This is a genomic window from Paenisporosarcina sp. OV554, from assembly GCF_003058165.1.
Taxonomy (GTDB): Bacteria; Bacillota; Bacilli; order Bacillales_A; family Planococcaceae; genus Paenisporosarcina.
In genome coordinates this window covers 162,008-184,698 of record NZ_QBUC01000006.1, presented here as the reverse complement: position 1 = coordinate 184,698, position 22,691 = coordinate 162,008, and the positions used below count along the sequence as shown (strand labels likewise).

25 protein-coding genes, 2 pseudogenes and 2 riboswitches are annotated in these 22,691 nt (G+C 35.8%); of the genes and pseudogenes, 20 read left to right on the top strand and 7 right to left on the bottom strand.

Annotation, left to right across the window (positions count from 1 at the left end):
- Positions 1-43 precede the first annotated feature (43 nt).
- Positions 44-580: an iron transporter gene (locus C8K15_RS07850; RefSeq protein WP_108585863.1), complete on the top strand. Its 537-nt coding sequence runs from the start codon at positions 44-46 to the stop codon at positions 578-580.
- A 312-nt stretch (positions 581-892) separates the two neighbouring features.
- A pseudogene (locus C8K15_RS20750) lies at positions 893-1,009 on the top strand (N-acetyltransferase); the annotation flags it as partial.
- A gap of 200 nt (positions 1,010-1,209) precedes the next feature.
- Here the strand turns inward: C8K15_RS20750 and C8K15_RS07840 are convergent.
- Positions 1,210-1,653 carry a MarR family winged helix-turn-helix transcriptional regulator gene (locus C8K15_RS07840; protein WP_108585862.1) on the bottom strand — a complete coding sequence of 148 codons (444 nt, stop codon included), beginning with the start codon at positions 1,651-1,653 and terminating at the stop codon, positions 1,210-1,212.
- 119 nt (positions 1,654-1,772) lie between these two features.
- Here C8K15_RS07840 and C8K15_RS07835 point away from each other — a divergent pair, with 119 nt between their 5' ends.
- The gene (locus tag C8K15_RS07835) at positions 1,773-2,360 is read left to right on the top strand and encodes an NAD(P)H-dependent oxidoreductase (RefSeq protein WP_108585861.1); all 588 of its coding nucleotides are present in this window, start codon (positions 1,773-1,775) and stop codon (positions 2,358-2,360) included.
- A 407-nt stretch (positions 2,361-2,767) separates the two neighbouring features.
- On the opposite strand, the gene C8K15_RS07830 is transcribed toward C8K15_RS07835, so the two are convergent.
- Positions 2,768-4,189, bottom strand: coding sequence for an amino acid permease (locus C8K15_RS07830; RefSeq protein WP_108585860.1), 1,422 nt, complete (start codon positions 4,187-4,189; stop codon positions 2,768-2,770).
- 782 nt (positions 4,190-4,971) lie between these two features.
- On the opposite strand from C8K15_RS07830, the gene C8K15_RS07825 reads away from it, so the two are divergent.
- Complete coding sequence (locus C8K15_RS07825; protein WP_483310834.1) at positions 4,972-6,423, top strand: amino acid permease; 1,452 nt, start codon at positions 4,972-4,974, stop codon at positions 6,421-6,423.
- A 274-nt stretch (positions 6,424-6,697) separates the two neighbouring features.
- Here the strand turns inward: C8K15_RS07825 and C8K15_RS07820 are convergent, their stop codons facing one another.
- From C8K15_RS07820 to C8K15_RS07805, 4 genes are all read right to left on the bottom strand, one after another.
- Positions 6,698-7,051, bottom strand: coding sequence for a hypothetical protein (locus C8K15_RS07820; protein ID WP_108585858.1), 354 nt, complete (start codon positions 7,049-7,051; stop codon positions 6,698-6,700).
- Positions 7,052-7,112: 61 nt separating this feature from the next.
- Positions 7,113-7,382 (bottom strand): 30S ribosomal protein S14, encoded by a 270-nt coding sequence (gene rpsN / locus C8K15_RS07815; RefSeq protein WP_108585857.1) that lies wholly within the window; start codon positions 7,380-7,382, stop codon positions 7,113-7,115.
- A gap of 56 nt (positions 7,383-7,438) precedes the next feature.
- Positions 7,439-7,588, bottom strand: coding sequence for a 50S ribosomal protein L33 (gene rpmG / locus C8K15_RS07810; protein WP_108585856.1), 150 nt, complete (start codon positions 7,586-7,588; stop codon positions 7,439-7,441).
- Between the two features lie 110 nt (positions 7,589-7,698).
- Complete coding sequence (locus C8K15_RS07805) at positions 7,699-8,886, bottom strand: GTP-binding protein (RefSeq protein WP_108585855.1); 1,188 nt, start codon at positions 8,884-8,886, stop codon at positions 7,699-7,701.
- 542 nt (positions 8,887-9,428) lie between these two features.
- Here C8K15_RS07805 and C8K15_RS07800 point away from each other — a divergent pair.
- On the top strand, positions 9,429-10,214 hold the full coding sequence (locus tag C8K15_RS07800) for an SDR family NAD(P)-dependent oxidoreductase (protein ID WP_108585854.1): 786 nt from the start codon (positions 9,429-9,431) through the stop codon (positions 10,212-10,214).
- Positions 10,215-10,502: 288 nt separating this feature from the next.
- On the opposite strand, the gene C8K15_RS07795 is transcribed toward C8K15_RS07800, so the two are convergent.
- Positions 10,503-10,994: a YajQ family cyclic di-GMP-binding protein gene (locus C8K15_RS07795; protein ID WP_108585853.1), complete on the bottom strand. Its 492-nt coding sequence runs from the start codon at positions 10,992-10,994 to the stop codon at positions 10,503-10,505.
- Between the two features lie 165 nt (positions 10,995-11,159).
- Here C8K15_RS07795 and C8K15_RS07790 point away from each other — a divergent pair, with 165 nt between their 5' ends.
- The 15 genes and pseudogenes from C8K15_RS07790 (at position 11,160) to C8K15_RS21340 (ending at position 22,639) form a co-directional block, all read left to right on the top strand.
- The gene (locus C8K15_RS07790; RefSeq protein ID WP_108585852.1) at positions 11,160-11,885 is read left to right on the top strand and encodes a metallophosphoesterase family protein; all 726 of its coding nucleotides are present in this window, start codon (positions 11,160-11,162) and stop codon (positions 11,883-11,885) included.
- 198 nt (positions 11,886-12,083) lie between these two features.
- Entirely contained in the window at positions 12,084-12,422 is a 339-nt protein-coding gene (locus C8K15_RS07785; RefSeq protein ID WP_108585881.1) for a DUF3889 domain-containing protein, read from the top strand.
- Between the two features lie 821 nt (positions 12,423-13,243).
- Positions 13,244-14,260 carry a multicopper oxidase domain-containing protein gene (locus tag C8K15_RS07780; protein ID WP_108585851.1) on the top strand — a complete coding sequence of 339 codons (1,017 nt, stop codon included), beginning with the start codon at positions 13,244-13,246 and terminating at the stop codon, positions 14,258-14,260.
- 14 nt (positions 14,261-14,274) lie between these two features.
- Complete coding sequence (locus C8K15_RS07775) at positions 14,275-15,444, top strand: ZIP family metal transporter (RefSeq protein WP_108585850.1); 1,170 nt, start codon at positions 14,275-14,277, stop codon at positions 15,442-15,444.
- Positions 15,445-15,465: 21 nt separating this feature from the next.
- Positions 15,466-15,708 carry a helix-turn-helix domain-containing protein gene (locus C8K15_RS07770; protein WP_108585849.1) on the top strand — a complete coding sequence of 81 codons (243 nt, stop codon included), beginning with the start codon at positions 15,466-15,468 and terminating at the stop codon, positions 15,706-15,708.
- Positions 15,709-15,749: 41 nt separating this feature from the next.
- A complete protein-coding gene (locus C8K15_RS07765) occupies positions 15,750-15,950 on the top strand; it encodes a twin-arginine translocase TatA/TatE family subunit (protein WP_108585848.1) in 201 nt (66 codons plus the stop codon).
- 42 nt (positions 15,951-15,992) lie between these two features.
- A complete protein-coding gene (gene tatC / locus C8K15_RS07760) occupies positions 15,993-16,721 on the top strand; it encodes a twin-arginine translocase subunit TatC (RefSeq protein ID WP_108585847.1) in 729 nt (242 codons plus the stop codon).
- A 408-nt stretch (positions 16,722-17,129) separates the two neighbouring features.
- Positions 17,130-17,333, top strand: a pseudogene (locus C8K15_RS20745) (hypothetical protein); the annotation flags it as partial.
- Between the two features lie 87 nt (positions 17,334-17,420).
- Positions 17,421-18,458 (top strand): flavin-containing monooxygenase, encoded by a 1,038-nt coding sequence (locus tag C8K15_RS07750; protein ID WP_108585846.1) that lies wholly within the window; start codon positions 17,421-17,423, stop codon positions 18,456-18,458.
- Between the two features lie 240 nt (positions 18,459-18,698).
- Complete coding sequence (locus C8K15_RS07745; protein WP_108585845.1) at positions 18,699-20,012, top strand: MFS transporter; 1,314 nt, start codon at positions 18,699-18,701, stop codon at positions 20,010-20,012.
- Between the two features lie 124 nt (positions 20,013-20,136).
- Positions 20,137-20,487 carry a hypothetical protein gene (locus C8K15_RS07740; RefSeq protein ID WP_199224079.1) on the top strand — a complete coding sequence of 117 codons (351 nt, stop codon included), beginning with the start codon at positions 20,137-20,139 and terminating at the stop codon, positions 20,485-20,487.
- A gap of 79 nt (positions 20,488-20,566) precedes the next feature.
- On the top strand, positions 20,567-20,842 hold the full coding sequence (locus tag C8K15_RS07735; RefSeq protein WP_108585844.1) for a hypothetical protein: 276 nt from the start codon (positions 20,567-20,569) through the stop codon (positions 20,840-20,842).
- A gap of 28 nt (positions 20,843-20,870) precedes the next feature.
- On the top strand, positions 20,871-21,212 hold the full coding sequence (locus C8K15_RS07730) for a DUF695 domain-containing protein (protein WP_158268274.1): 342 nt from the start codon (positions 20,871-20,873) through the stop codon (positions 21,210-21,212).
- A gap of 404 nt (positions 21,213-21,616) precedes the next feature.
- Positions 21,617-21,727: riboswitch (SAM riboswitch) on the top strand.
- Between the two features lie 134 nt (positions 21,728-21,861).
- Positions 21,862-21,968: riboswitch (SAM riboswitch) on the top strand.
- A 126-nt stretch (positions 21,969-22,094) separates the two neighbouring features.
- Entirely contained in the window at positions 22,095-22,412 is a 318-nt protein-coding gene (locus C8K15_RS21345; protein ID WP_369973717.1) for an NAD(P)H-dependent oxidoreductase, read from the top strand.
- On the top strand, positions 22,403-22,639 hold the full coding sequence (locus C8K15_RS21340) for an NADPH-dependent FMN reductase family protein (protein WP_369973716.1): 237 nt from the start codon (positions 22,403-22,405) through the stop codon (positions 22,637-22,639). The genes C8K15_RS21345 and C8K15_RS21340 overlap by 10 nt, the downstream gene beginning before the upstream one ends.
- The last annotated feature ends 52 nt before the right edge of the window (positions 22,640-22,691 follow it).

Below are 22,691 nucleotides of genomic sequence, written 5' to 3'. Positions count from 1 at the left end.
AGTTTAGAAATGATAAATAAAATGATATGTGGAGGGATAGCTTGTGAAAAGATACTTAGTCTTATTTTTGGCATCATTAGTTTTTCTAGCATTATCAGCTTGCACTAATCAGAAAGAACATGGTTCTGAACATGAAGGTCAAGCTGGAGAAGATGTAATGATTGGTCAGGTAATTAAAAATGGAATGGAGATTAATGCTGTTTATTTGCCCCATTCAGTTGAAGTAGCTCCTGTTGAGCGTGGAGGAAAAGAAGGAAACATTCACTTAGAAGCCGACATTCATGCAACAAAAGACAATTCTTTTGGATTTCATAAAGGTGAATGGATTCCATATCTAACAATTGACTATAAGATACATAATCTTGATACAAATGAAGATGTAGAAAAAGGGCAATTGTATCAAATGGTAGCAGGTGACCCACATTATGCCTCTAATGTTTTATTACCAGAACCAGGAAATTATGAATTAACTTTTCAAATCAGCGAACCTGATTTATCTCGTCACGCTGAAGATGTTAATAAGTTCTATGAACCAATGACTTTAAAGTGGGAATTTAAGTATGATGAGGCTCAAAAGTAAATAAATAAATACGAGCAGAAATCGTTGCCCTTTGCGGAACCAAAGCTGCTCTAGAAGGGGTTTCGTTAATTGGAATGACTTCTTATTTTTAAAAAACTTCGGGCGATTTTATAGAAAAAAGACGATTTAGCCTCTAAAAAGGTTAAATCGTCTTTTGCTTTTTATAAGTTTTAATAGCAATGAACTAAGTGGGATTAAGTTATTTGATAAATAGAAATTCCAAATAGGGAAAAGGTTAACTTATGATTTAGTCTTTTTCTGTTCTAGGGGTAGCACAAGCCAATCGACGTATAAGTTTGGAAACGGGTTTGATCAATGGATTCTTTCGAACAAGCAAAAAGACTATATACAAGTTTCGGATTCCCATATTGTAAGCCGTTTTCAAATTATGATGACCCAAATAGCGTATTTATGACAAAGGAATTATGAGTTTGCTTTTAACTAGAGGGTGCTTTTCTTCAAGAAAAATCACATAAACCAATCCATAAACGGGCGCTTACTTCAATAAGGAGTAAAGCCTTTACTTATTCAAGTAACGGGATAGAGATGTGAAAAGACAAGCTCCTCCCAATAGGGAAAGAGCTTGTCGTCGTTTATACGGAGGTGCCTCACGATAGGCCTTTCCTCCTTCACAATGGTTTACTTGAATAAAACACTTTTGAGTGAAGCACATCCAGCGACCGGTTAATTTCTTCTAAATCTACATCGGACGCCTCCTTTATCCGTTGCAGAAAACGGGCTTCTATATGTTTAAAGGCTTCGGTCATCATGACTTCCCCTTCTTTGGAAAGACGGATATATTGCTTTCGTCGATCTTCGGCAACGGCAAATTTTTCGCATAGATTTTTTTCGCTTAGTTTTTTCAGTTCACGGCTCGTGTTAGGCATGGACATATTCTGACAATCACTAATTTGACTAATGGTAACGGGCTGACTAACCGCTATATATTCAAGAATACTATGTTGAACGGGGGTTATGGCATCGGATTTAACATCTTTTGTAATTTCATGCGTCACTTGATGAACAGAAGTAGTAAAGGCCACGAATTTATGAAATAAAGCATTTTTGTCCAAAAGGATCACCTCTTACTTACAATATAACAAAATAGTTGTCATAAAACAATTATCATTTGATAACTAAAAAAGAATGTGTTACGATTTGTTTATCAAATGATAAGTAAAGAGGTGGTACAGTGAAAACGCTGGTTATATATACGCATCCAAATCATCGGAGCCTAAGTTATGCATTTTTTCAAAAGGTTATCCAAGGAAGCAGTGAGAACCCCAATAAAGCGGAGATAAAGGTGCTGGATTTATATGAGGAGGAGTTTAATCCGATCCTAGTTTTCAATGAGAAGAAACGCAGAAGGGATATGCACTCCGATCCCCAACTTGAAAAGTATAGAGAACAAATTATTTGGGCCGATAAAATAGTTTTCATATATCCGATCTGGTGGGGACGGCCTCCAGCTATGCTTTTGGGGTATATAGACCAAATGTTTGCTTCAGAATTTGCCTACAAAGATAAGGGCGGACTTCTGCCAGAAGGACTTTTGAAGGGGAAGTCGGTTGTTTGTATTTCAACGATGAAGGGGCCTACGCATTATCCTTTGTTCTGGTTGAATAATGCCCACAAAGTATTAATGAAGAAAGCCTTATTTAATTATGTGGGGATAAAAAAAGTGAAGTTTTTTGAATTTGGGAATATGGAAAATCTGAAGGGAAGGCATGACGAGAAATTAAATAAAATATATCGTTATTTCAAAATAATAGACCGTTAAAGAATGAAAATAAGTCTTTTTTTTCCGCAGTCGGCGCGTTTATTAAGTAACAAATGCCTAATTTCTCCATGTCTAAGGGAGAAATTAGGCTTTTTATATTTGGATATTCCTTACGTAATTAATTATTTGAAGAAAAATTTAATGTGAATAAAGTGTTTTCATTAGGTTATTAATTTGAAAGTTATTCCCAATTGGACGCTGTTTAGAGAGAACTGTAGCAAATACTAAGGAACAGTCCTTTATAAAAGGTATTCCAATCGGTTGGAAATCCAATAGGTAAAATGTCGAAAAATCATTGTATTGATTAATAAGCACTATTAAATATGGCGAAAGATTGAGCAACCCCCCCACTGGGTTGCGGGTGAGGAACTTCCTTAACATAGATGTATCACTTCGTCGTTAACCTATTACACTTTTTTCAATTCGGTAAATTTGGGTTGATTAATAGAAATTGGTTCCTGCATTTTGTGCTTCGCTACAAGATGATAATAAAGATAGCATGCAAGCATGAAAGGTACACCGCAATACAAGGCTATTCTTTGTTCAGGAATGAATGCTAGACTTATAAGGATTAAGCAATTTAACCCAAAAGCTAAAAGTGGAACAATCGGATAAAGTGGCATTTTGAATTTTAAATCTTTTACCTGTCCACCTTGATTGATAAAAGCTTTGCGACCAAGATAGCTTGAGAGGGCTATGGATGCCCACACCACTACACATCCAAAACCTGCGATTGAAAGTAGCCATAGGTAAACAGTATCCTCTGCAAATACTCCGCATAATAAAGATAAGCAACCTACAAGCATACTTACAATCAATGCATTCATTGGAACTCCATTTTTCGTTAGTTTACCAAACCGTTTGCTAATCATTCCTTTATTTGACATGGACCAAAGCATACGAGACGTTGCGTAGAGTCCAGAGTTTGCTACTGATAGAACAGCTGTAATAATTACAAAATTCATGATATCTGCCGCATAAGGGATACCAATTTTATCAAACACGACGACAAATGGACTTTCAACCAAACCAGCCTCTTGCCATGGAAATAAACCTGCAAGGACAAACATGGCAAGTACAAAAAACACTAATATGCGCCAAATCGTATTATTGATTGCCTTTGGAATATTTTTTTCAGGATCTTCACTTTCGCCTGCTGCAATTCCAACTAATTCTGTTCCTTGAAAAGAGAAATTAACCCCTATCATCGTTATTAGGATGGCGAGTACACCATTTGGAAACAATCCGCCGTTATTAGTAAAGTTAGAAAGCATTGGAGCTTGGGAACTTCCATTCATTTCTAAAAATCCGAACATGGCCGCGCCACCTAAAAGAATAAACGCAATAATCGTTACTACCTTTATTCCTGCAAACCAGAATTCCACTTCTGCAAAGCTTTTTGTAGATAAAGCATTAATGGCAAAAAGTAGAACCGCAAAAAGGACACACCATATCCAAGGTGATACATCTGGAAACCAGCGTTTCATCAAAATACTAACCGTAATTAACTCCAAACCGATCGTAACAGACCAGTTAAGCCATGACATCCAGCCAATCATATAACCTGTCGAAGGAGAAATATACTTCGTTGCATAAGTTTGATATGAGCCTGCGTCAGGCAGTGAAACCGCTAATTCACCAAGGCAAAGCATCGTTAAATACATGACAAACCCACCAAATATGTATGCTGTTATTGCTCCACCTGGTCCAGCTTCACCAATTGTAAAACCTGATCCCAAGAATAACCCTGTTCCAATAACCCCGCCAAGCGCAATCATAGATAAATGGCGGCCCTTTAATTCCCTTTTTAACTCTTGAGTTTGGATCATTCAACTACCCCCATGTTTTAATTCCATAAAAATGTAAGCGTTTACTATTTTGATAAAATAAACTTTTCACATCCACGTGTACAACCGTTTAGTTTTATTTCGAAATGCCTGTCCACAAAACTCTTAGGGTATAATTCCACATCATTTATACCACTAATAATGTTTCGCAAATTCAAAACGAAAGAAATGTTGCAAAGTTCACAAAATATAAATAGTATAGACTTGTAGAAAGACTCTATTTTATTATACCGCAAAAGTAATTAATTTTTCCCGAATTTCTTGAAAAAAATGTTGGAGAAAATGTAAAACATCATTGCCATTCAATAATTATTGTTTAACAGATAAAAGGTTGGTTTGAAATATTGATTTAGATGAAAAACGGGTGTTTTAGAAGAGTGGGAGTTTAGATAAAAAGAAGAAACTATTAATAATGATAGGTCACGATGTTTAATTATAGATTCAATAACAAATATTCGTACATATAGATTTTCTATAACTAAGAAGTATTTACTGAATAGTTATAGAAAATTAATACTATTTAGAAAAAACATTTTTTTATTTCTACTAACAGTACTGTTTTATATATTATCGATAAATATTGATTGATAAGTGTTTTACTGAGAAATACAATTGTATTCTGATGAAAAATTTATTATTATAATATAAGTAATACATGTGTGATAGATTTCAAAGGAAAGATGAATATTCTTTTAAGCAGTTAGGAATTCTTAATAATAAGTGAGGAATGATCCTAGGAAGTAGCTTGATAGATTGAAAAAGTGATGCCTGGTTCATCATTTCACCACCGAATAGCAAGTAATTGTGTAAGAGGAGGGAACGGAGTGGCAAACAAAGAATTGAAGAGAGGCTTGGAAGCGCGTCATATTCAGATGATTGCTTTGGGCGGTACAATTGGTGTTGGTTTATTTATGGGTTCAGCAAAAACGATTGAATGGACGGGTCCATCAGTACTACTTGCCTATGCAATCGCAGGGATTTTTATATTTTTCATTATGCGTGCAATGGGGGAAATGTTGTATTTAGAACCAAGTGCAGGTTCATTCGCGACCTTTGGCCATAAATACATACATCCATTAGCAGGTTATATCACGGCATGGAGTAACTGGTTCCAGTGGGTTATTGTTGGGATGGCAGAAGTAATTGCAGTTGGAACATACATGCAGTACTGGTTTCCAGATTTACCTGCGTGGATACCGGGTATCATCGCAATGGTGATTCTTGGTGCAGCGAACTTAATTTCCGTTAAAGTATTTGGTGAATTTGAATTTTGGTTTGCGATGATTAAAATCGTTACAATTGTATTGATGATTGTTGCGGGAATTGGTCTTATTTTCTTCGGATTAGGTAACGGAGGAGACGCAATCGGAATATCTAACCTTTGGGAAAATGGAGGCTTCTTTGCTGGTGGCTGGTCAGGGTTCTTCTTTGCACTATCGTTAGTAATCGCAGCTTATCAAGGTGTTGAACTAATTGGGATTACAGCTGGTGAAGCAAAAGATCCGCAAAAAACGTTAACAAAAGCGATTCAAAGTATTATTTGGCGTATTTTAATCTTCTATGTTGGTGCGATTTTTGTTATTGTAACGGTTTACCCTTGGGATCAACTAGGTTCAATTGGCAGCCCGTTTGTTGCAACTTTTGCGAAAATTGGTATTACAGCAGCAGCTGGAATTATTAACTTTGTCGTAATCACAGCCGCAATGTCAGGATGTAATAGTGGTATTTATAGTGGAGGACGCATGCTTTATACATTGGGAATAAATGGTCAAGCACCAAAATTCTTTACGAAACTATCTCGTCAAGGTGTGCCGTTAGTCGGTACGTTTGGTGTACTAATTGGTTTAGCAATTGGTGTTATTTTAAGTTACATTGCACCAGAAAATTTATTTGTGCATGTATACAGTGCGAGTGTACTTCCAGGTATGGTTCCATGGTTTGTTATTCTGATCAGTCAAATTCGATTCAGAAAAATTAGAGGAGCCGAAATGGACAAGCATCCATTCAAAATGCCTTTTGCACCGGTGACCAACTACTTAACTATCGCCTTTTTAATTATGGTATTAATCGGTATGTGGTTTAATGATGATACACGTATGTCACTTATTGTAGGGATTGTTTTCCTAGGCATCATTGTCATTAGTTTTTACGCTTTTGGAATAGGCAAGCGTGTTCCAGTAGATGCTCAAAAAAATGATGTAGAGACTAACAGATGATTTATTTTGATTGATGAACATTGAGGACTTCAATTCTATAATAATGAGAAATTTTACCCTGAAATCCATTACCACAGAAGTCATAGAAGCTGCACGAACTAGCTTAGTGATTGGACGTAAATAATGAAGAAACCCAGCTAATTCTCTCATGTGGAGATAGCTGGGTTTTAACGTTTGCATGTGCAAAATAGTACTTAAAATAAGTGCAAAATACTGGCTAAAGTGACAGCAATGAGTGATTCAGGAGGATTCTGAAGCGTTTTGAGTTAGCCATTTAATTGACAAACAAAAATACATATTTTTTATGATCTCCGAAGTTCGTTTGTTTGCTGTGATTGGTATAGTCAATCCACTTCACCTTTTTGTATCTTGCTTGGATTCTTTCATTTAACTCTGCTTCAATTTTATTCATAAGACGAAAGACCTTTTCTGAAGGCAAGTTAAAATGATAGGATGCGAGTTCATAAGGGGAGTGTGTAGCCAATAGTTGGAGAAATTGATCAGCTGTATCTGCTCTTAGGGCCAGTTGATTCTCTTCATCGACTATAAATTGATAAAGTTTCCTCTTTTCTTCCGCGATCTTACCGATCTCACTTCTTAATAAAAAACCCATTAACTTCTCATTCATTTTTTTACCTCAATTATTTGATTTTGAAATTAGTCATCGTATGAAAGGAATGATTAGAATGTTACCAACTTGCTTTCTTTATTCCTGGTAGTTGACCCTTGTGTGCCAGTTCCCTGAAAGCGATCCGTGACATGTTGAATTTTCGCATATATCCTCTTGGTCTGCCAGTCAATGCACATCGGTTTTTCAATCTTGTTGGAGAAGAGTTCTTAGGAAGCTTGTTTAAAGCTAAATAGTTACCTTCTTGTTTCAGTTTATTGCGAAGCACCGCATAATGTTCAACCATCTTTTGTTGCTTTTTGGCTTTTGCAACTTTTGATTTTTTAGCCATGTTATTTCCTCCTTCATGTTATTGTAATGATTACGATTTAAAATTAGCCAAATTTCTTACTTTGTTTCTCTATGCAAAGTCACTTTTCTTAATCGTGGGCAATATTTCTTTAGTTCAATACGCTCTGGATTGTTGCGTTTATTCTTCTTCGTAATGTAATTGCGGACACCTGTCTCTGTGCAGGCCAATGTAATATTTACTCTCATCAGTAATCCCCCTCATTTGTATCAGTCATTTTGCGAATCATGGCAGTGAATCGTGAAATTTAAACCATTATGTTCAACTTTCTTCAAACGCACAAAAACTTGTCTGAGCTTCAATTCGCTTGAACAAACGGAGGAAGTGGATCAGCCAATTTTGTCCAGTCACTCTCCATTTCTTCATCACTTAGTAGACACGCATCAAGCTCGGACTCGATTTCTTCTCGATCCATATCAAGCCCTATCCAAACCATTTCTGTTTGTCGGTCCCCATGAACATCATCCCATCTCGATGCAACGGAAGAATCTTCTTTTATAATCATTTCTTGCTCAGATTTCGGAAAAGTGGCTATCCAATTACCAGCACCTTGGAATTGGAGTGAAGAACCAGCCTGAGACAGTAACCCTGCGATGTTATTTCGAGTTGCCAGCCAGAAAAATCCTTTGGATCGAACAATTTCTTGAGGGAACGTGCTCAACCAAGCGAACCAACGTTCAGGGTGGAATGGGCGTTTTCTTTTATAAACAAAAGATGTGATTCCGTATTCTTCTGTTTCCGGTACATGTTCTTCATTTAATTCATTAATCCATCCAGCACCTTGACTTGCTAGCTCGAAGTCAAATAGGTTTCGGTCTAGGATTTCTTCAGGTAAAACCACCCCATTCTCTATGGGTATGATTGTAGCATCGGGATTCATTTTTACTAAAAAGGCTTTAAAAGCTTCTAAATATTCGAGTGTGACTAAATCCGTTTTACTTATCAGTAAAATATTTGCAAATTCAATTTGATCGATTAATAAATCTGATACATCACGAAGGTCGTTAGCATCTTCCGTTTGTTTACGTTCAAGAAGGGTGTCACCACTTTCATAGTCATTCCAGAATCGGAAGGCATCTACTACCGTTACCATGGCATCTAATCGACAATATTGTGATAAATCGATGCCAACTTCTTCATCGATGTATGTAAATGTTTGTGCTACGGGAATGGGTTCAGAAATACCGGTAGACTCAATAATTAAATAATCGATATCCCCTTGCTTAGCAAGCTTTTCCACTTCAATCATCAAATCTTCGCGCAGTGTACAACAGATACAACCATTTGTCAGTTCGACTAATTTTTCTTCTGTACGTGAAAAACCACCAGCTTGAATGAGTTGCGAATCAATGTTGACTTCGCTCATATCATTTACGACTACAGCGATTTTCTTCCCTTCTTTATTTGCCAATAAGTGATTTAACACCGTTGTTTTTCCTGCCCCTAGGTAACCACTTAAAACGGTAACCGGAATCTGAGTTTTCATATGTTATCTCCATTTCTCTTCTGCAAACAGTAATGATTACGATTTAAAGAATACAATGAATTCAAGTATAATGCAACACTAAAGATGAGAAAATGGTTCGTGACTTTAAATCGCAAAAATTTTTTGCTTTCATCTGAAGAATAGTTTCCCAATTAAAACGAAGTCGTTTTTAAATTATAAATTCTATTATTATCAAAAATATACATATCATTATTGCTTCAGTTCATTAGCATTCAATGATAAAGGATTGTATAAAAAGATATGACGATGTACACGGGATTACAAGACATATTCGGAGAGTATTATGAGGATCATTGCTCTTGTATTCGGTGGCGAAAAAATGCATTTCGGGAAATGGTTGATGAATTAGTAAAAGGACAATTGGGGTAGATACCAATTCTCCCTTAACCTTTTCTGTTCATTAAAACAATTATTTTTTTATCTTACATTCCATGAAAATATATTTAAAATATTCGCATAAATAGGGTGATTGATTTTTAATTAGGATGAACAAATTTATTGAAATGGAGAGGGGAAACATGATGGACTTAGGATTAAAGGGAAAAGTAGCAATTATAACTGGTTCAAGTAAAGGAATAGGTTTACATACAGCTTTACAATTAGTGAAGGAAGGAGCTAATGTTGTTCTTTGCGCACGTAGAGAGGAAAAATTAAAAGAAGCTGCAGCGTTTATAAAACGTGAAACTGGAGTAGAAGTATTAATTGTTTCTGCTGATATTACAAAAGAGGATGAGTGTAAAGAAATCATTCAAAAAACAGTAAATCATTATGGCCGTATTGATATTTTAGTTAATAATGCAGGCACATCTTCTACAAATCCCTTTGAATCAGTTGATACAGATTTATGGCAGACTGATTTAGATTTGAAGTTATTTGGAGCAATACATACGTCAAAAGCTGCTATACCCTATATGAGAGAAGTTGGTGGTGGGGCTATTATAAACGTAACAGCAGTTTTAGGGAAAACACCTCCTGCAAATTCTTTACCAACTACAGTTAGTCGAGCAGCGGGAATGGCTTTGACAAAAGCTATGAGTAAAGATTTAGGAAAAGACAATATTCGTGTCAATACAGTTTGTATAGGACTGATTAGAAGCGATCAAATCGAATTGAAATGGAAAAACGAAGCTCCTGAAATTACTTGGGATGAATATTCCAGAAATGTAGTAGGTCCTTCAATTCCACTAAATAGAATTGGAGAAACGTCTGAAGCAGCAAATGTCATTACTTTCTTAGTATCAGATGCAGCTTCATATGTAACTAGAACATCTGTAAATATCGACGGTGGATCTGGTAGTACACTTTAACTAAAAGAAATAAAAAACGAACCCCGAGTGTAAGGTCTATGAAAAGTTGCCACTTTGGGAAATTTATCATTTTTATTTGTAATAGGTTTATATTAGTCTTTACTTCAAAACTTCAAATTTGATTCAATTGAAATGGACGTCAAAAAAGCTATACTCATCCTATAAATGCATAAAGTAAAAAAGACCGAATGCTTTAAAACTCGGCCTTGCAATTAAAAGCGTCAAGAAGAGCGGTTAACTTTGGATAACTGAAATAACCGTCATTTCCTTGCTAGGAAATATGTTTTCCTATCGGTAATTGATGAACTGAATGTCAATCGGCAGCTCTGCTTGTTTCATCGCTACAATAATTGCTTGAAGGTCATCTCGGTTTTTACCAGTTACACGGACTTGATCATCTTGGATTTGAGTTTTTACTTTAACGCCACTGTTCTTAATAATGGTGTTTATCTCTTTAGCTAAATCTTTATCAATACCTTGAATAAGTTTGGTTCGTTGGCGAACAGTCGCCCCAGATGCACCTTCGAGTTTGCCATATTCGATGTTCTTGATTGATACATTACGCTGAATCAACTTGCTAATTAAAACATCCTTCAATTGCTCTAGTTTGTATTCATCATCGGAAACAAGCACTATTTCTTCATTATCTAAAGAAATAGTACTCTTGCTACCTTTAAAATCATACCGAGTCTTGATTTCTTTCGTCGCCAACGTGACGGCATTTGTAACTTCGGAAAAATCCACTTCAGAAACAATATCAAATGAACTATCTTTTGCCATGATAAAACCTCCCATATTTTCTTTTCTACTATAACAAAAAATCAAGAAATTCACCGTACTTACTGCTTAATATCTTATTGTTATCTTAGAGTTTCATGTCTTATGGTCAAGTACCCGAAATAATCCTAATGAATTAGTAATAGCATCTATTATAAGGAGAAAAAGATGAAAAGAATTGCTATCCTTTCAGATATACATGGAAATATGCCTGCATTAGAGGCAGTGATTGAAAATATTAAATTACGTGAAATAGACGAAGTTATTTGTATTGGTAATCTCATTGGTAAAGGTCCTGAACCAGCAAAAGTAATTGCGAGTATTAGAGAACATTGCGATGTTGTCATTCGAGGGAATTGGGATGAATTTATTTTAAATGAATCAGATCGCGAATCGATTAAATGGCAACAAAATCAATTAAGTGATAAAGATAACAATTATTTGAAACAGCTTCCGTTTTGCTTTGAATTTATGCTTGGTGAAAAGTTTATACGATGCGCCCATGCTTCTCCACGATCAGTAAATGAGCGGATCTCACCATTTCATCCGCTAGAAAAGCAAGAAACGTTATTCGAAAACAGCGAGCTAACGATGAATATTTGTGGTGAACGAACACCTGATTATTATATTTACGGTGATATTCATTATGCTTGTGTTAAGCCTATTAAAGGAAAAGGGATTTTGGTGAATGTCGGGAGTGTGGGAAATCCATTGGACGTACCTGAAGCATCATATTGTATTCTCGAACAAGTTGGAAAAAGTGTTGGTGTTCAACTAGTACATGTTCCTTATGATAAAGAAGCGGTTCTCAAAATATCAAAAGAAGTTGAAATGCCTAATTTTGATGTATATAGAGCAGAAATTGTTGAATGTATTTATCGCGGAAGTAAATAGGAATAAGCTTATTGGAATATATATCAACAACGAAAGTACTATGGAATTATGAATGAGCGAGCTGAATTAGTAGTGTCTCCTATTTATCTAAATATAAATAGAGTAAATGATGCAATGCATTTTTTTAAAAAAACGCACTCGATATGGAATGATTTTAAGCAAGTTACTCATCCTATAAAACAGGAGATGAGGTCAATCATGCGAAAAACATTTATAGTACTTAGTACAGCACTGATTTTAATTACATTCAATTCAGCTCTAACACATTTCTCAACTAACGCTCATCCCCAACAAGAAATTCCATCCTACGCTAAGTGGGGTAAGCTCGCTATGAAAGAAACACAATCAAAATATCCCAATGCGAAGATTATTGACTACCTGCATGAAGGAAGCGAGTCTAAAGGGGATTCAACCATTGAAAAGTTTAAGCTGTGGTTAAGAGATGAAGACAAGGAATTCGGCGTTTTTGTAAGAATTGAATACACTACCGAAACAGAAAAAGTGGTTGATATTGAATTTGAAGAAACCTCTAGATGATCCAACACAGTCGGATTGAAATTACGTCTGGAGTACTAGGTTGTTATTAATACTAAGGAAGAATTGATTGAGTAACCTAATCTAGAAGACCAAGCACGCAAAGGATAGCTAAATAGCAACAATTCAAGTACACAAATGAAATGCAATTCTGAGGAGTGTAGAGTAATTGTTGATATGGTTAGGCTGCTTTCTCTCTAAATTAATATGACAAGGAGATAAATAAAAGCACATCTTCACAGGGAGAGCAAAAAAAGGTTGAAATCCACTAAAGATTTCGACCTTTTTAATATTGAACGGATAAGAAAATCGTAACACCTGGACTGTCCGAAAAGGATTGGTTGGTCTTTAAGAAGAAGTCGATTTAGTTGGATCCATTATGGAACAATCCCGAGATGTTTTACATAAAAATATAGAGTCACTAAATCCGCACTTAGAGAAGTAACCAAAAGGTGAAAGAGGCAATTCCCAGCCACTTTCGCCTTTTTTATTAACACCTGTCTTAATGTTCCTTCTTTAACTAATAAGGGGAGATTGGTTGAGGAAAACCCGTTTTTACGGATTGATTATTAATGAAACAATCGCGTAATAAATATGAAGTAGTTAGTAAGGCCAGATAAAATATAATTGAAAACTGAAATAAGAAAAAAGGATGTAACTGTACGTTTACATCCTCTATGAACTAAAGCACTTCAACCTTATTTGGAAGAAGTGCTTTTTTTAAAAAAAGAAAAAAGTATTGACAAAAAGTTTCCTTCAGGAATAAAGTGAGTGTAATAACTATATATTTTCCTTAGGGAAACTTTTTTGAGGAGGGTCAAACAATGAGTGAAGAAAACAATGTGTCTAGGCGTGATATTTTAAAGTTGGGGTCTGCAGGAGTTATTGGATTAGCCGGCAGTTATTTTGTAAATACAATGGCGGGATTAACTCCCGTAGTTAAAGCTGCTACCCACAGTGGTAAAAAGCACGGCAACATGAATCACAGTAATAATATGACGGATGTATCAAAAAGCGATGGCTATAAAATGGCTGAAAAATTACTTACTACGTTTGATTATGGAAAAGTGAGTATTTTGCCAAATGGCCAGACATTGAGAGTATATGAAGTTGAGGCGATTGATAAAGAGATCGAAATTGCAAAAGGAATTAAATTTCCCGGTTGGACCTATAACGGAACGATTCCTGGACCGACATTTCGTTGTACTGAGGGTGACCTTTTACGTTTTCATTTTACTAATAAAGGTAGTCATCCTCACTCGATTCATTTTCATGGAATTCATCCACCAGAAATGGATGGATTGGAGCCCATTTATCCCGGACAAAAATTCACGTATGAATTTGAAGCAAAACCATATGGATTACAAATTTACCATTGCCATGTCATGCCTTTAGCTCGACATATTCATAAAGGGTTATATGGTAATTTTATTATCGATCCAAAAAAGCCAAGAGAACCGGCGTTAGAATTGAACATGGTCATGAATGGGTTTGATTTAGATTTAGACGGTGAAAACGAATTTTATACGGTAAATGGCTATGCGAATGCCTTTATGAATCACCCGATTAAAATCAAGAAAAATCAGCTCGTTCGAATATACCTAAGTAATTTGACTGAATTCGATTTATTGAACTCGTTTCACTTACATGCGAATTATTTTACGTATTATCCAACCGGTCGAAACGATAACCCTTCACAATTCACTGACACAATTATGCAATGTCAGGGTGAACGAGGGATACTAGAAGTTCGTTTTCCGTATACAGGAAAATATATGTTCCATGCTCATGTAAGCGAGTTCGCTGAGTTAGGTTGGATGGGATTCTTCGAAGTTGAATAAGGGAGGTTTACACAGTGAAGGTTAAATGGTTAATTTCAGGATTAATTCCTATGTTGCTACTTATCGTAGTAGTTGCATGGGTGATGATAAATGGCGCTGGTATTGAAAAAGACCCAGCTGCCCCAATCGAGGTATTAAATATTGAACGTATAAATACAACAAATAACGGATTTGAATTATCAATCAGTAATACGGGCCCAGAACCATTAACGATATCTCAAGTAATAGTAAATGATTCAATTTGGAATTTTAGTGTCTCTCCATCAGAAACATTTAAACGATTTGAAGAAGGAAAAGTCACGATCAATTATCCGTGGGTGCAAGGGGACCCACACGTAATTAAGATTATTACTGACAACGGAATTATTACAGAAGGTGAAATTGCAGCAGCTACTCTCACACCAGAAAAAAGTTGGAGCAATTTCCTTAATTATGGATTTATCGGCTTTTATGTGGGAGTTGTCCCAATTACATTAGGATTATTGTGGTATCCGTTTATGAAACGTTTCTCGCGAAAATGGATTAACGCGATTCTTGCTCTTACAGTTGGGTTACTTCTATTCTTATTTATTGGAACTTTGGCTGATGGCTTTGAAATCGGTGCAGAAGCACCAGCAGTTTTGCAAGGTAACATGGTGGTTATTCTAGGTGCATTACTAACTTTCATATTATTAATTGGTTTTGATCAATATCAACAAAAAAGATTAGAAAAGAAAGCTTTTTCACCTTTTAATATTGCTTTATTGATGGCTGTCGGAATCGGGCTTCATAACTTTGGAGAAGGATTAGCAATAGGGACTTCTTTTTCACTAGGTGAAGCTGCACTAGGAACATTTTTAATCATTGGGTTTACTCTTCATAATATTACTGAAGGTATCGGAATAGCAGCACCTTTATTAAAAATGAAACCTCGTATTCGAGACTTTGTATTACTTGGAATAATAGCGGGTGCTCCTGCTATTTTAGGTACTTGGTTTGGTGGATTTATTTTCTCACCAATACTCGGAGCGTTGTTCCTAGGGATTGGTGCAGGTGCCATTTTACAAGTAATTTATGTCATCACAAAAATGTTAATAAACGATCACAAGAAACATTTAGAACCAACTGTTTCTTGGTTAAATTTCGGTGGTTTTGCAGCAGGTCTATTAATCATGTATCTTACAGCCTTTTTTGTGAAATATTAAATTGTTCTGAGGTGAAAGGAATTGAAAAGAAATCGTTCTGAAAAAAGGAGTCATTTTGGTATTTGGCTAGATAAACAGAATGATATAAATATATCTGTGTTAGAAGAAGCTTCTAAAATTGGTTATGCAACCATTTCAAAATTATGCAACAATCAAAATTATTTACCGAGATTTTCAACGATTGCTAAGATAAATAAAGGTTTAAAAGAACTTGGGAAAGATATTAACTTAAATGATTTTTTGATAAATAGTTTAGAAATATGATAGTTGTCTATTTAAAAATATAGTAAAAATAGGAGGATACCATGATTCAAAACATAGGAATTCCAGGATTAATCTTAGTTTTAGTAATTGCGCTTATCATTTTCGGGCCTTCTAAGTTGCCTGAAATCGGAAAAGCATTCGGTTCAACATTAAGAGAATTTAAAAATTCAACTAAAGATCTTTTATCAGATGACAAAAGTGTTGCGAAAACTCAAGAGAAAGAACATAAAGACATAAATTAAAGAAGTGTAATAAAATTTTGAAAGTTTCAAGGAGGGGTGTAGATGAAAGGTCAAAGCATGAAAGTTGTTCAACATTTAGAAGAATTACGTAAGGCAATTATTATCACATTAGGAATTTTTCTATTGTTCTTTTTGCTGGCCTTCATTTACGTCCAAGATATTTATCACTTACTCGTCAAAGACTTACCATTTAAGCTAGCTTTATTAGGACCAAGTGACATATTAATGGTGTATTTAATGATTGCAAGTGTTGTCGCATTAGCCGCTACCATGCCTATTGCTGCACATCAAGTTTGGCGTTATATCAGTCCCGGATTGACAGCAAAGGAGCGTAAAGTGACGCTTGCTTATGTACCAGCACTATTTATTCTATTTATTGTAGGAATTAGTTTTGGGTACTTTATTTTATTTCCTTTAGTGATGAGTTTTTTGATGTCATTATCCGATGACATGTTTACGACTTTTTTCACAACAGAAAAGTATTTCCGATTTTTGTTAAACATGACGTTACCTTTTGGATTTCTATTTGAACTGCCAGTCGTGATTATGTTTTTAACAAGTTTGGGAATAATTAATCCATATCTTCTAACAAAAATAAGGAAATATGCGTATTTCGTGTTGATTATTACATCCGTAATAATTACACCACCAGATTTCATCTCAGACATTCTTGTGATCATTCCATTATTACTTTTATATGAAAGTAGCATCACTTTATCTAAATTTGTTTATAATCGACAACAAAAAGCGAAAGATAAATTAGTTGTGTAACAAGACACTGTTCGCTAGAACTAAATTTAACAGCTAAAATCATAAAAGCTATCAGTAGAAATTCTGATAGCTTTTATGGATTCTTACGCATACCTAACAGTCAATAATAATATTCAAATGCTTGTTTGAATATTATTTCCTGTCACAAGAGGCAATAGGGGGCTTTGCAGTTAAAAAAATCAATCATCTTAACATTACTATTTCTTTTTCTATTTGCTCCCTCTGCTTTAGGGCACTCTGGACTTTCAAGTTCTACCCCTGCAAGTAGTGAGGTCGTAAAAGGAGAATTATCAAGCATAACTTTCTGTTTAACACAACAGTTGAGAAAACAAGCATTCTTAAAGTACTCAATGAAGACGGAGTAGAGATACCTATTGAAGAAATCTTAATAAAACAGAATGAAATGATAAAGTTCCTGGTTTCGGAGGAATTAGACCTTGTGTAAGTGGTGTTCCTTGTAGCTCTGAATACATCAATTGGTTTGAATTTATTGCGATTCCATTATTGGCTCTTACAGCGTTCACTTTAATCACAATCAGTATGCTTGTCTTATATTCTAAGCAATGGAAAAAAATGATTAAAAATAGATGTTCGATCATAAGTTTTAATTAGTCCAGCATTAGACGGAAAATTTTTTGAAACTCAATAAAACGACTCAAACCTTTGATAATTAAGTATTCATAGAGGGAGAAAAATAGTATGTATCATACGGTTGTAATCGGTGCAGGACAAGCTGGATTAGCAATGGGCTACTATTTACAGCGGGGTAACGAAAAGTTTCTCATTTTGGAAAAAGGGCTTCGAGCCGGAAATGCATGGAAAAACAGATATGTTTCGTTAAAGCTGTTTACACCAAGAATGTTCAGTTCTTTACCAGGTCTACCCCTAGACGGGGATAAACACGATTTCCCTTCAAAAGATGACATAGCAATCTATCTACATGATTATGCTACGAATTTCAATTTACCGATTCAATTCGAAACTGAAGTCATAGAAGTAACCAACACCAATGGCATCTTTACCGTAGTAACGAATAAGGGAACTGTAACTTCTAAAAACTTAGTGGTGGCTACAGGAGCATTTCAGAATAAATACATTCCACCTTTTGCCGAAAAGATTAGTAAACGGGTTTTTCAGATACACTCTTCAGAATACAAAAATCCGTTCCAATTACAAGAAGGTACGGTAATGATTGTTGGTGGAGGGAACAGTGGTGCTCAAATTGCTGTTGAACTATCTACCGTGAAGAATACATACATTTCTGTTGGCCATAAACTATCTTTTTTGCCGTTAGTTGTGGCAAGAAAAAGCATATTTTGGTGGTTTGATAAGCTAGGGATATTAAAAGCGACCAGCTCTTCCTTCCTAGGGAAAAAACTTCAACAAAGAGGTGATCCCATCTTTGGTTTTGAATTAAAAGAAGCCATCAAAGACTGGGATATTACTATGAAGGGAAGAGTGGTGAATGCTGAAATGGACTATCTTATATTTGATGATCAAAGTAATCTTCAAGTTGATAATATTATTTGGTCAACGGGTTTTAAAACTGACTTTTCCTGGCTTCACATCACCGGTATATTGAATGCAGAAGGAAAAGTCAAACACCAAAGAGGTGTTACAACAATAAAGGGATTGTACTTCTTGGGTCTTTCTTGGCAACATAGGAGAGGATCTTCTCTCCTCCAAGGTGTTGGAGATGATGCGCAATATATTATGTATGTAATAAATAATGGTTAGGGTAATTTACATTGGTGAATGCTTTAATAGATAAGAGACCGAGGATTTCCTGCATAGACAGTTACTTCTCGGTCAGGAATATAGTCATGCATTCACTGTTTTTCACTGTCTTTTAGGTGTACTAGTCTTGGTTTTTTACTAAATTTAAAACCTATCATCTTTTGAAGATTAAAGAGGATATAATGATTATAGAAATCATAACATGTATAAAGTTTATTTCTTCGAAAAGAGGTTTGAATGATGTCGCAGAAACCTGATGATTCAGGCAATATTAAAAGTCATCCAGATTGGATGCAGAGTTATCTTGATTCACCTGAGAAGCAACAAAAGCTCTACCGACGTACCTTGTGGATCGTTGTCCTTTCACAAATTTTCGGGGGAGCAGGACTTGCAGCTGGGATAACAGTTGGAGCACTCCTTGCTCAGGATATGCTAGGAACTGATAGTTTTGCAGGGGTTCCGGTAGCCTTGTTTACACTTGGTTCTGCAGCGGCTGCCTTAATTATAGGTCGGCTGTCGCAACGTTTTGGACGGCGTTCAGGACTTGCTACAGGATTTTTGACTGGAGGTATCGGAGCAATCGGGGTAGTGGTTGCTGCATTAACTAACAATATTTTCATTCTGTTTGCATCATTCCTAATCTATGGTTTTGGTACCGCAACCAACTTACAAGCACGCTATGCAGGGACTGACTTAGCCAATTCTAAGCAGCGTGGTACAGCGATTAGTATTGCCTTGGTTTCAACTACATTCGGTGCTTTTGCAGGTCCGAACTTAGTTGGAGTAATGGGGCAGTTCGCCAAGTCAATCGGTGTTCCTGCGCTTGCTGGTCCATTCATTTTAGCAGCGGCAGCCTTTATTATTGCTGGTTTAGTTCTTTTAGTATTACTTCGTCCTGATCCTCTTGCCGTAGCAAATGCCATTGCAGAGAATCAGAAACTAAATGATAGTAATCTTTTAAATGAGAATGACAAAACACAGATTAATAACAAAAGAGGAATCATTTTAGGCGCAACAGTAATGGTTATTACCCAAATAGTCATGGTAGCCATTATGACAATGACTCCTGTACATATGAGACACCACAGTCATGGATTAAGTGATGTAGGAATGGTCATTGGTTTCCATGTTGCAGCTATGTACCTGCCATCTCTTGTGACAGGTGTACTCGTTGACAAGTTGGGTCGTATTGTTATGACAATCGCTGCTGGAGCAACGTTAATGGCCGCAGGTCTTGTAGCTGCATTTGCACCTGGTGATTCCTTGCTCGTACTTATTATTGCACTAGTTCTTCTTGGACTTGGCTGGAATTTTGGTTTGATTAGTGGCACAGCACTCATCGTGGATTCTACACAGCCATCCAACCGCGCTAAGACTCAGGGAAGTGTAGATGTCTTGGTAGCTTTGGCTGGTGTATCAGGTGGAGGTCTTTCAGGGATAGTAGTAGCACAAACAAGTTACACTGTACTTTCTCTTGCTGGGGGCTTTCTTTCATTATTGTTAATACCCGTGGTGGTGTGGTCCCGCAAGAAGGATGATGATTTCGGTAATTGAGTACAAAATGTATTAAGTTAAATACAAGGGAGTTCAATTCGTATATGAATTGAACTCCCTATATTTTTACAGAAGTATTGTCATTTTATGTTAATATGAATAAAATGAATTCTTTATAGGAGGTTTGAAGAGATATGCCGATGGAACAGGAAACAATGGGAATGTGTTAATTGGTGGATTTTCAGTCATAATGGGTATCGCATTTATAGTTGTTTTGGTATTAATGCTCTCGAAAAAACGACAACCATTTAGATTGGCTAATGCATTTGTTAATGGTTTTCTTGTACTCTTTACTTGGGCAATCAGCCATGCATTAAAAGCAATTAGTTTTGATATTAACCATCCCATGGCATCTGAAGAAATATCTCTAAGTTTAGGATTTGCAGGGGCTTTATGGGTGATTAGTATGCTATTTTTATTGGTGGGGATAATCAAATTTTCTTCTACCCAAAAATCTACAGTGAAACCACAATGAAAATTAAACAGATCATGTTAAAAAGGTATCGGTTATTGACCCCATGACTTTTATTTCATGAGAAGAGGTGTGTGAGTTATTGGAGTTTATCATTGGACTGATCGCAGATTTGTTTTTGTTCTTTTTTATCCCGGAATCCAAATTTGAGAAAAATGTAGAGAAACTGAAAGAAGAAGATTGGTTTGTCACTTTAAACGAAGATTACCGCTATAACTATATCATTTGGAATAACAGTAAAGTAAAGAGATTTATTTCAAAGTCCAATAATCTTAATATGTTGCTCATAGATGATGTGGAACAGAAAAAGTTTATTGAACTCATCAAACAAGAACATTTGAAATTTATTTCCCATTAACATGGTTAGGGGAAAAGGAAGATTTAAAATGTCGGAATACTGGGATACCTATTTTGGTTTTATTGATGAAAAGCATGCTGCCATTGTATTGGATATGGAGGTATCGCAAGAAATTGACACGGAACTGTACAAGCATGCGTTTGCATTTAGATTTGCATTAAAGGCGCCAAATGAAGATGGGTTCCATGTTGGGTCGGAAGCGGAAGAATTGAACGAAATCGAACATGATTTTAAAGAGTCTGCAGAGCTCAAAAAATATATTAATGTGGGAAGAATAACCACTGCCGGAATCAGAGATATTATTTTTTATTCTACTCTGGGGGAAGATGAAGTTCTAGTTTTGGAAGCGAACGGCTACTATCAATCGTAGGGATATGAAGTGGAAGTTTTTAAAATCGATGAAGAAACAAATTGGGAATTCTATTTCGAGTATCTTTATCCTAATCCTTACCAGTTTCAACATATGGGGAATCATAGTGTATTGGAAGCCCTGATATTCCTCGATTTTTGTCGCACACGTTTGTTCAGGATTGTCACTTTGCGCGATTTCCCGGGAAAAGAGGAAGTGACGATTTGAGGAAGACTCGTTACATGGATTGAGATGAACGGATTGTGAAGGCTTTAGGAAGATTTTTTCGATAATATACTCAACCAGAAAAGTTTTCTAATCAGAAGAAAAGATTCCTAATTTATTGTTGACATTAAATTCTGAATAAACTACAATCATAAACATAGTAAATGATTGTTAAGTATTGGCAATAAAATAATTTTATACTCTTATCCAGAGTGGTGGAGGGACTTGGCCCTGTGAAACCCAGCAACCATCAAGGTTTACCTTGATAAGGTGCTAATTCCGGCAGGTAATACTTACCTGCAAGATAAGAGAAGGACTAAGACCTTCTCTAATGTGATGGTCTTTTTTTATTGGAGAAAAAGAGTTAAGATTTTTATCATAAAATGATTGCCAATTGACTATCATACTATTAGTTTAAAGTGCTAATGCTTTACCAAATTAAATAATCTTATCCAGAGAAGCCGAGGGACTGGCCCATTGACGCTTCAGCAACCTCTGACTATGTCAGAAAGGTGCTAATTCCAGCAAGAAATTCTTTCTTGGAGATAAGAGCGGTATTTCTTGGATATTAATGCCCCCTTTTCTCTAACGTTGAGAAAAGGGGGCATTTTATTTCTGTATACAGTGAGTAATTCAAATAAATAACAAAGGAATTCCAAAATAGAGAGGAAAATGAACATGAGTGAAATTGTCATATTGTCTGGAAGTCCATCTGAGTTTTCACGAACAGATCTAGTGTTGAAGTACTTAGGCTCTTTGCTTAAAGAAGAAGGTTTTTCCGTTACCCATTTGTCTATAAGAGATGTGCCGATGGAAGATTTGTTTTTAGGGAAATTCGATAGTCCAGCTATTGGGGATATTAGCTCTTTAATCCATGAAGCTAAAGGGGTTATTGTAGGGTCACCCGTTTACAAAGCTGCGTATTCTGGAGTTCTAAAGGCATTACTGGATATTTTGCCGCAAGATGTTTTGCAAGATACACTAGTATGCCGTTGATGACAGGTGGCAGTTCTGCTCATTTATTGGCACTCGAATATACATTAAAACCACTACTTGCGACGTTAAAAGGAAAAAGCTTAAAAGGGGTATATTTGGTGGATAGTCAAATTGATAAACTGAAACCAGAGCAGCCAATTGTGGAAAATGAAGTGTTGCAAAGGCTGAAAAAGCAACTTTCCTACTTTGTTGAAATAATTAATAAACAAAAAGTGACAGTAGTTTAAGAGACTAATAATCAGAATGGAGAAAATTACAAGAAAGAGGATTATTGAGAAC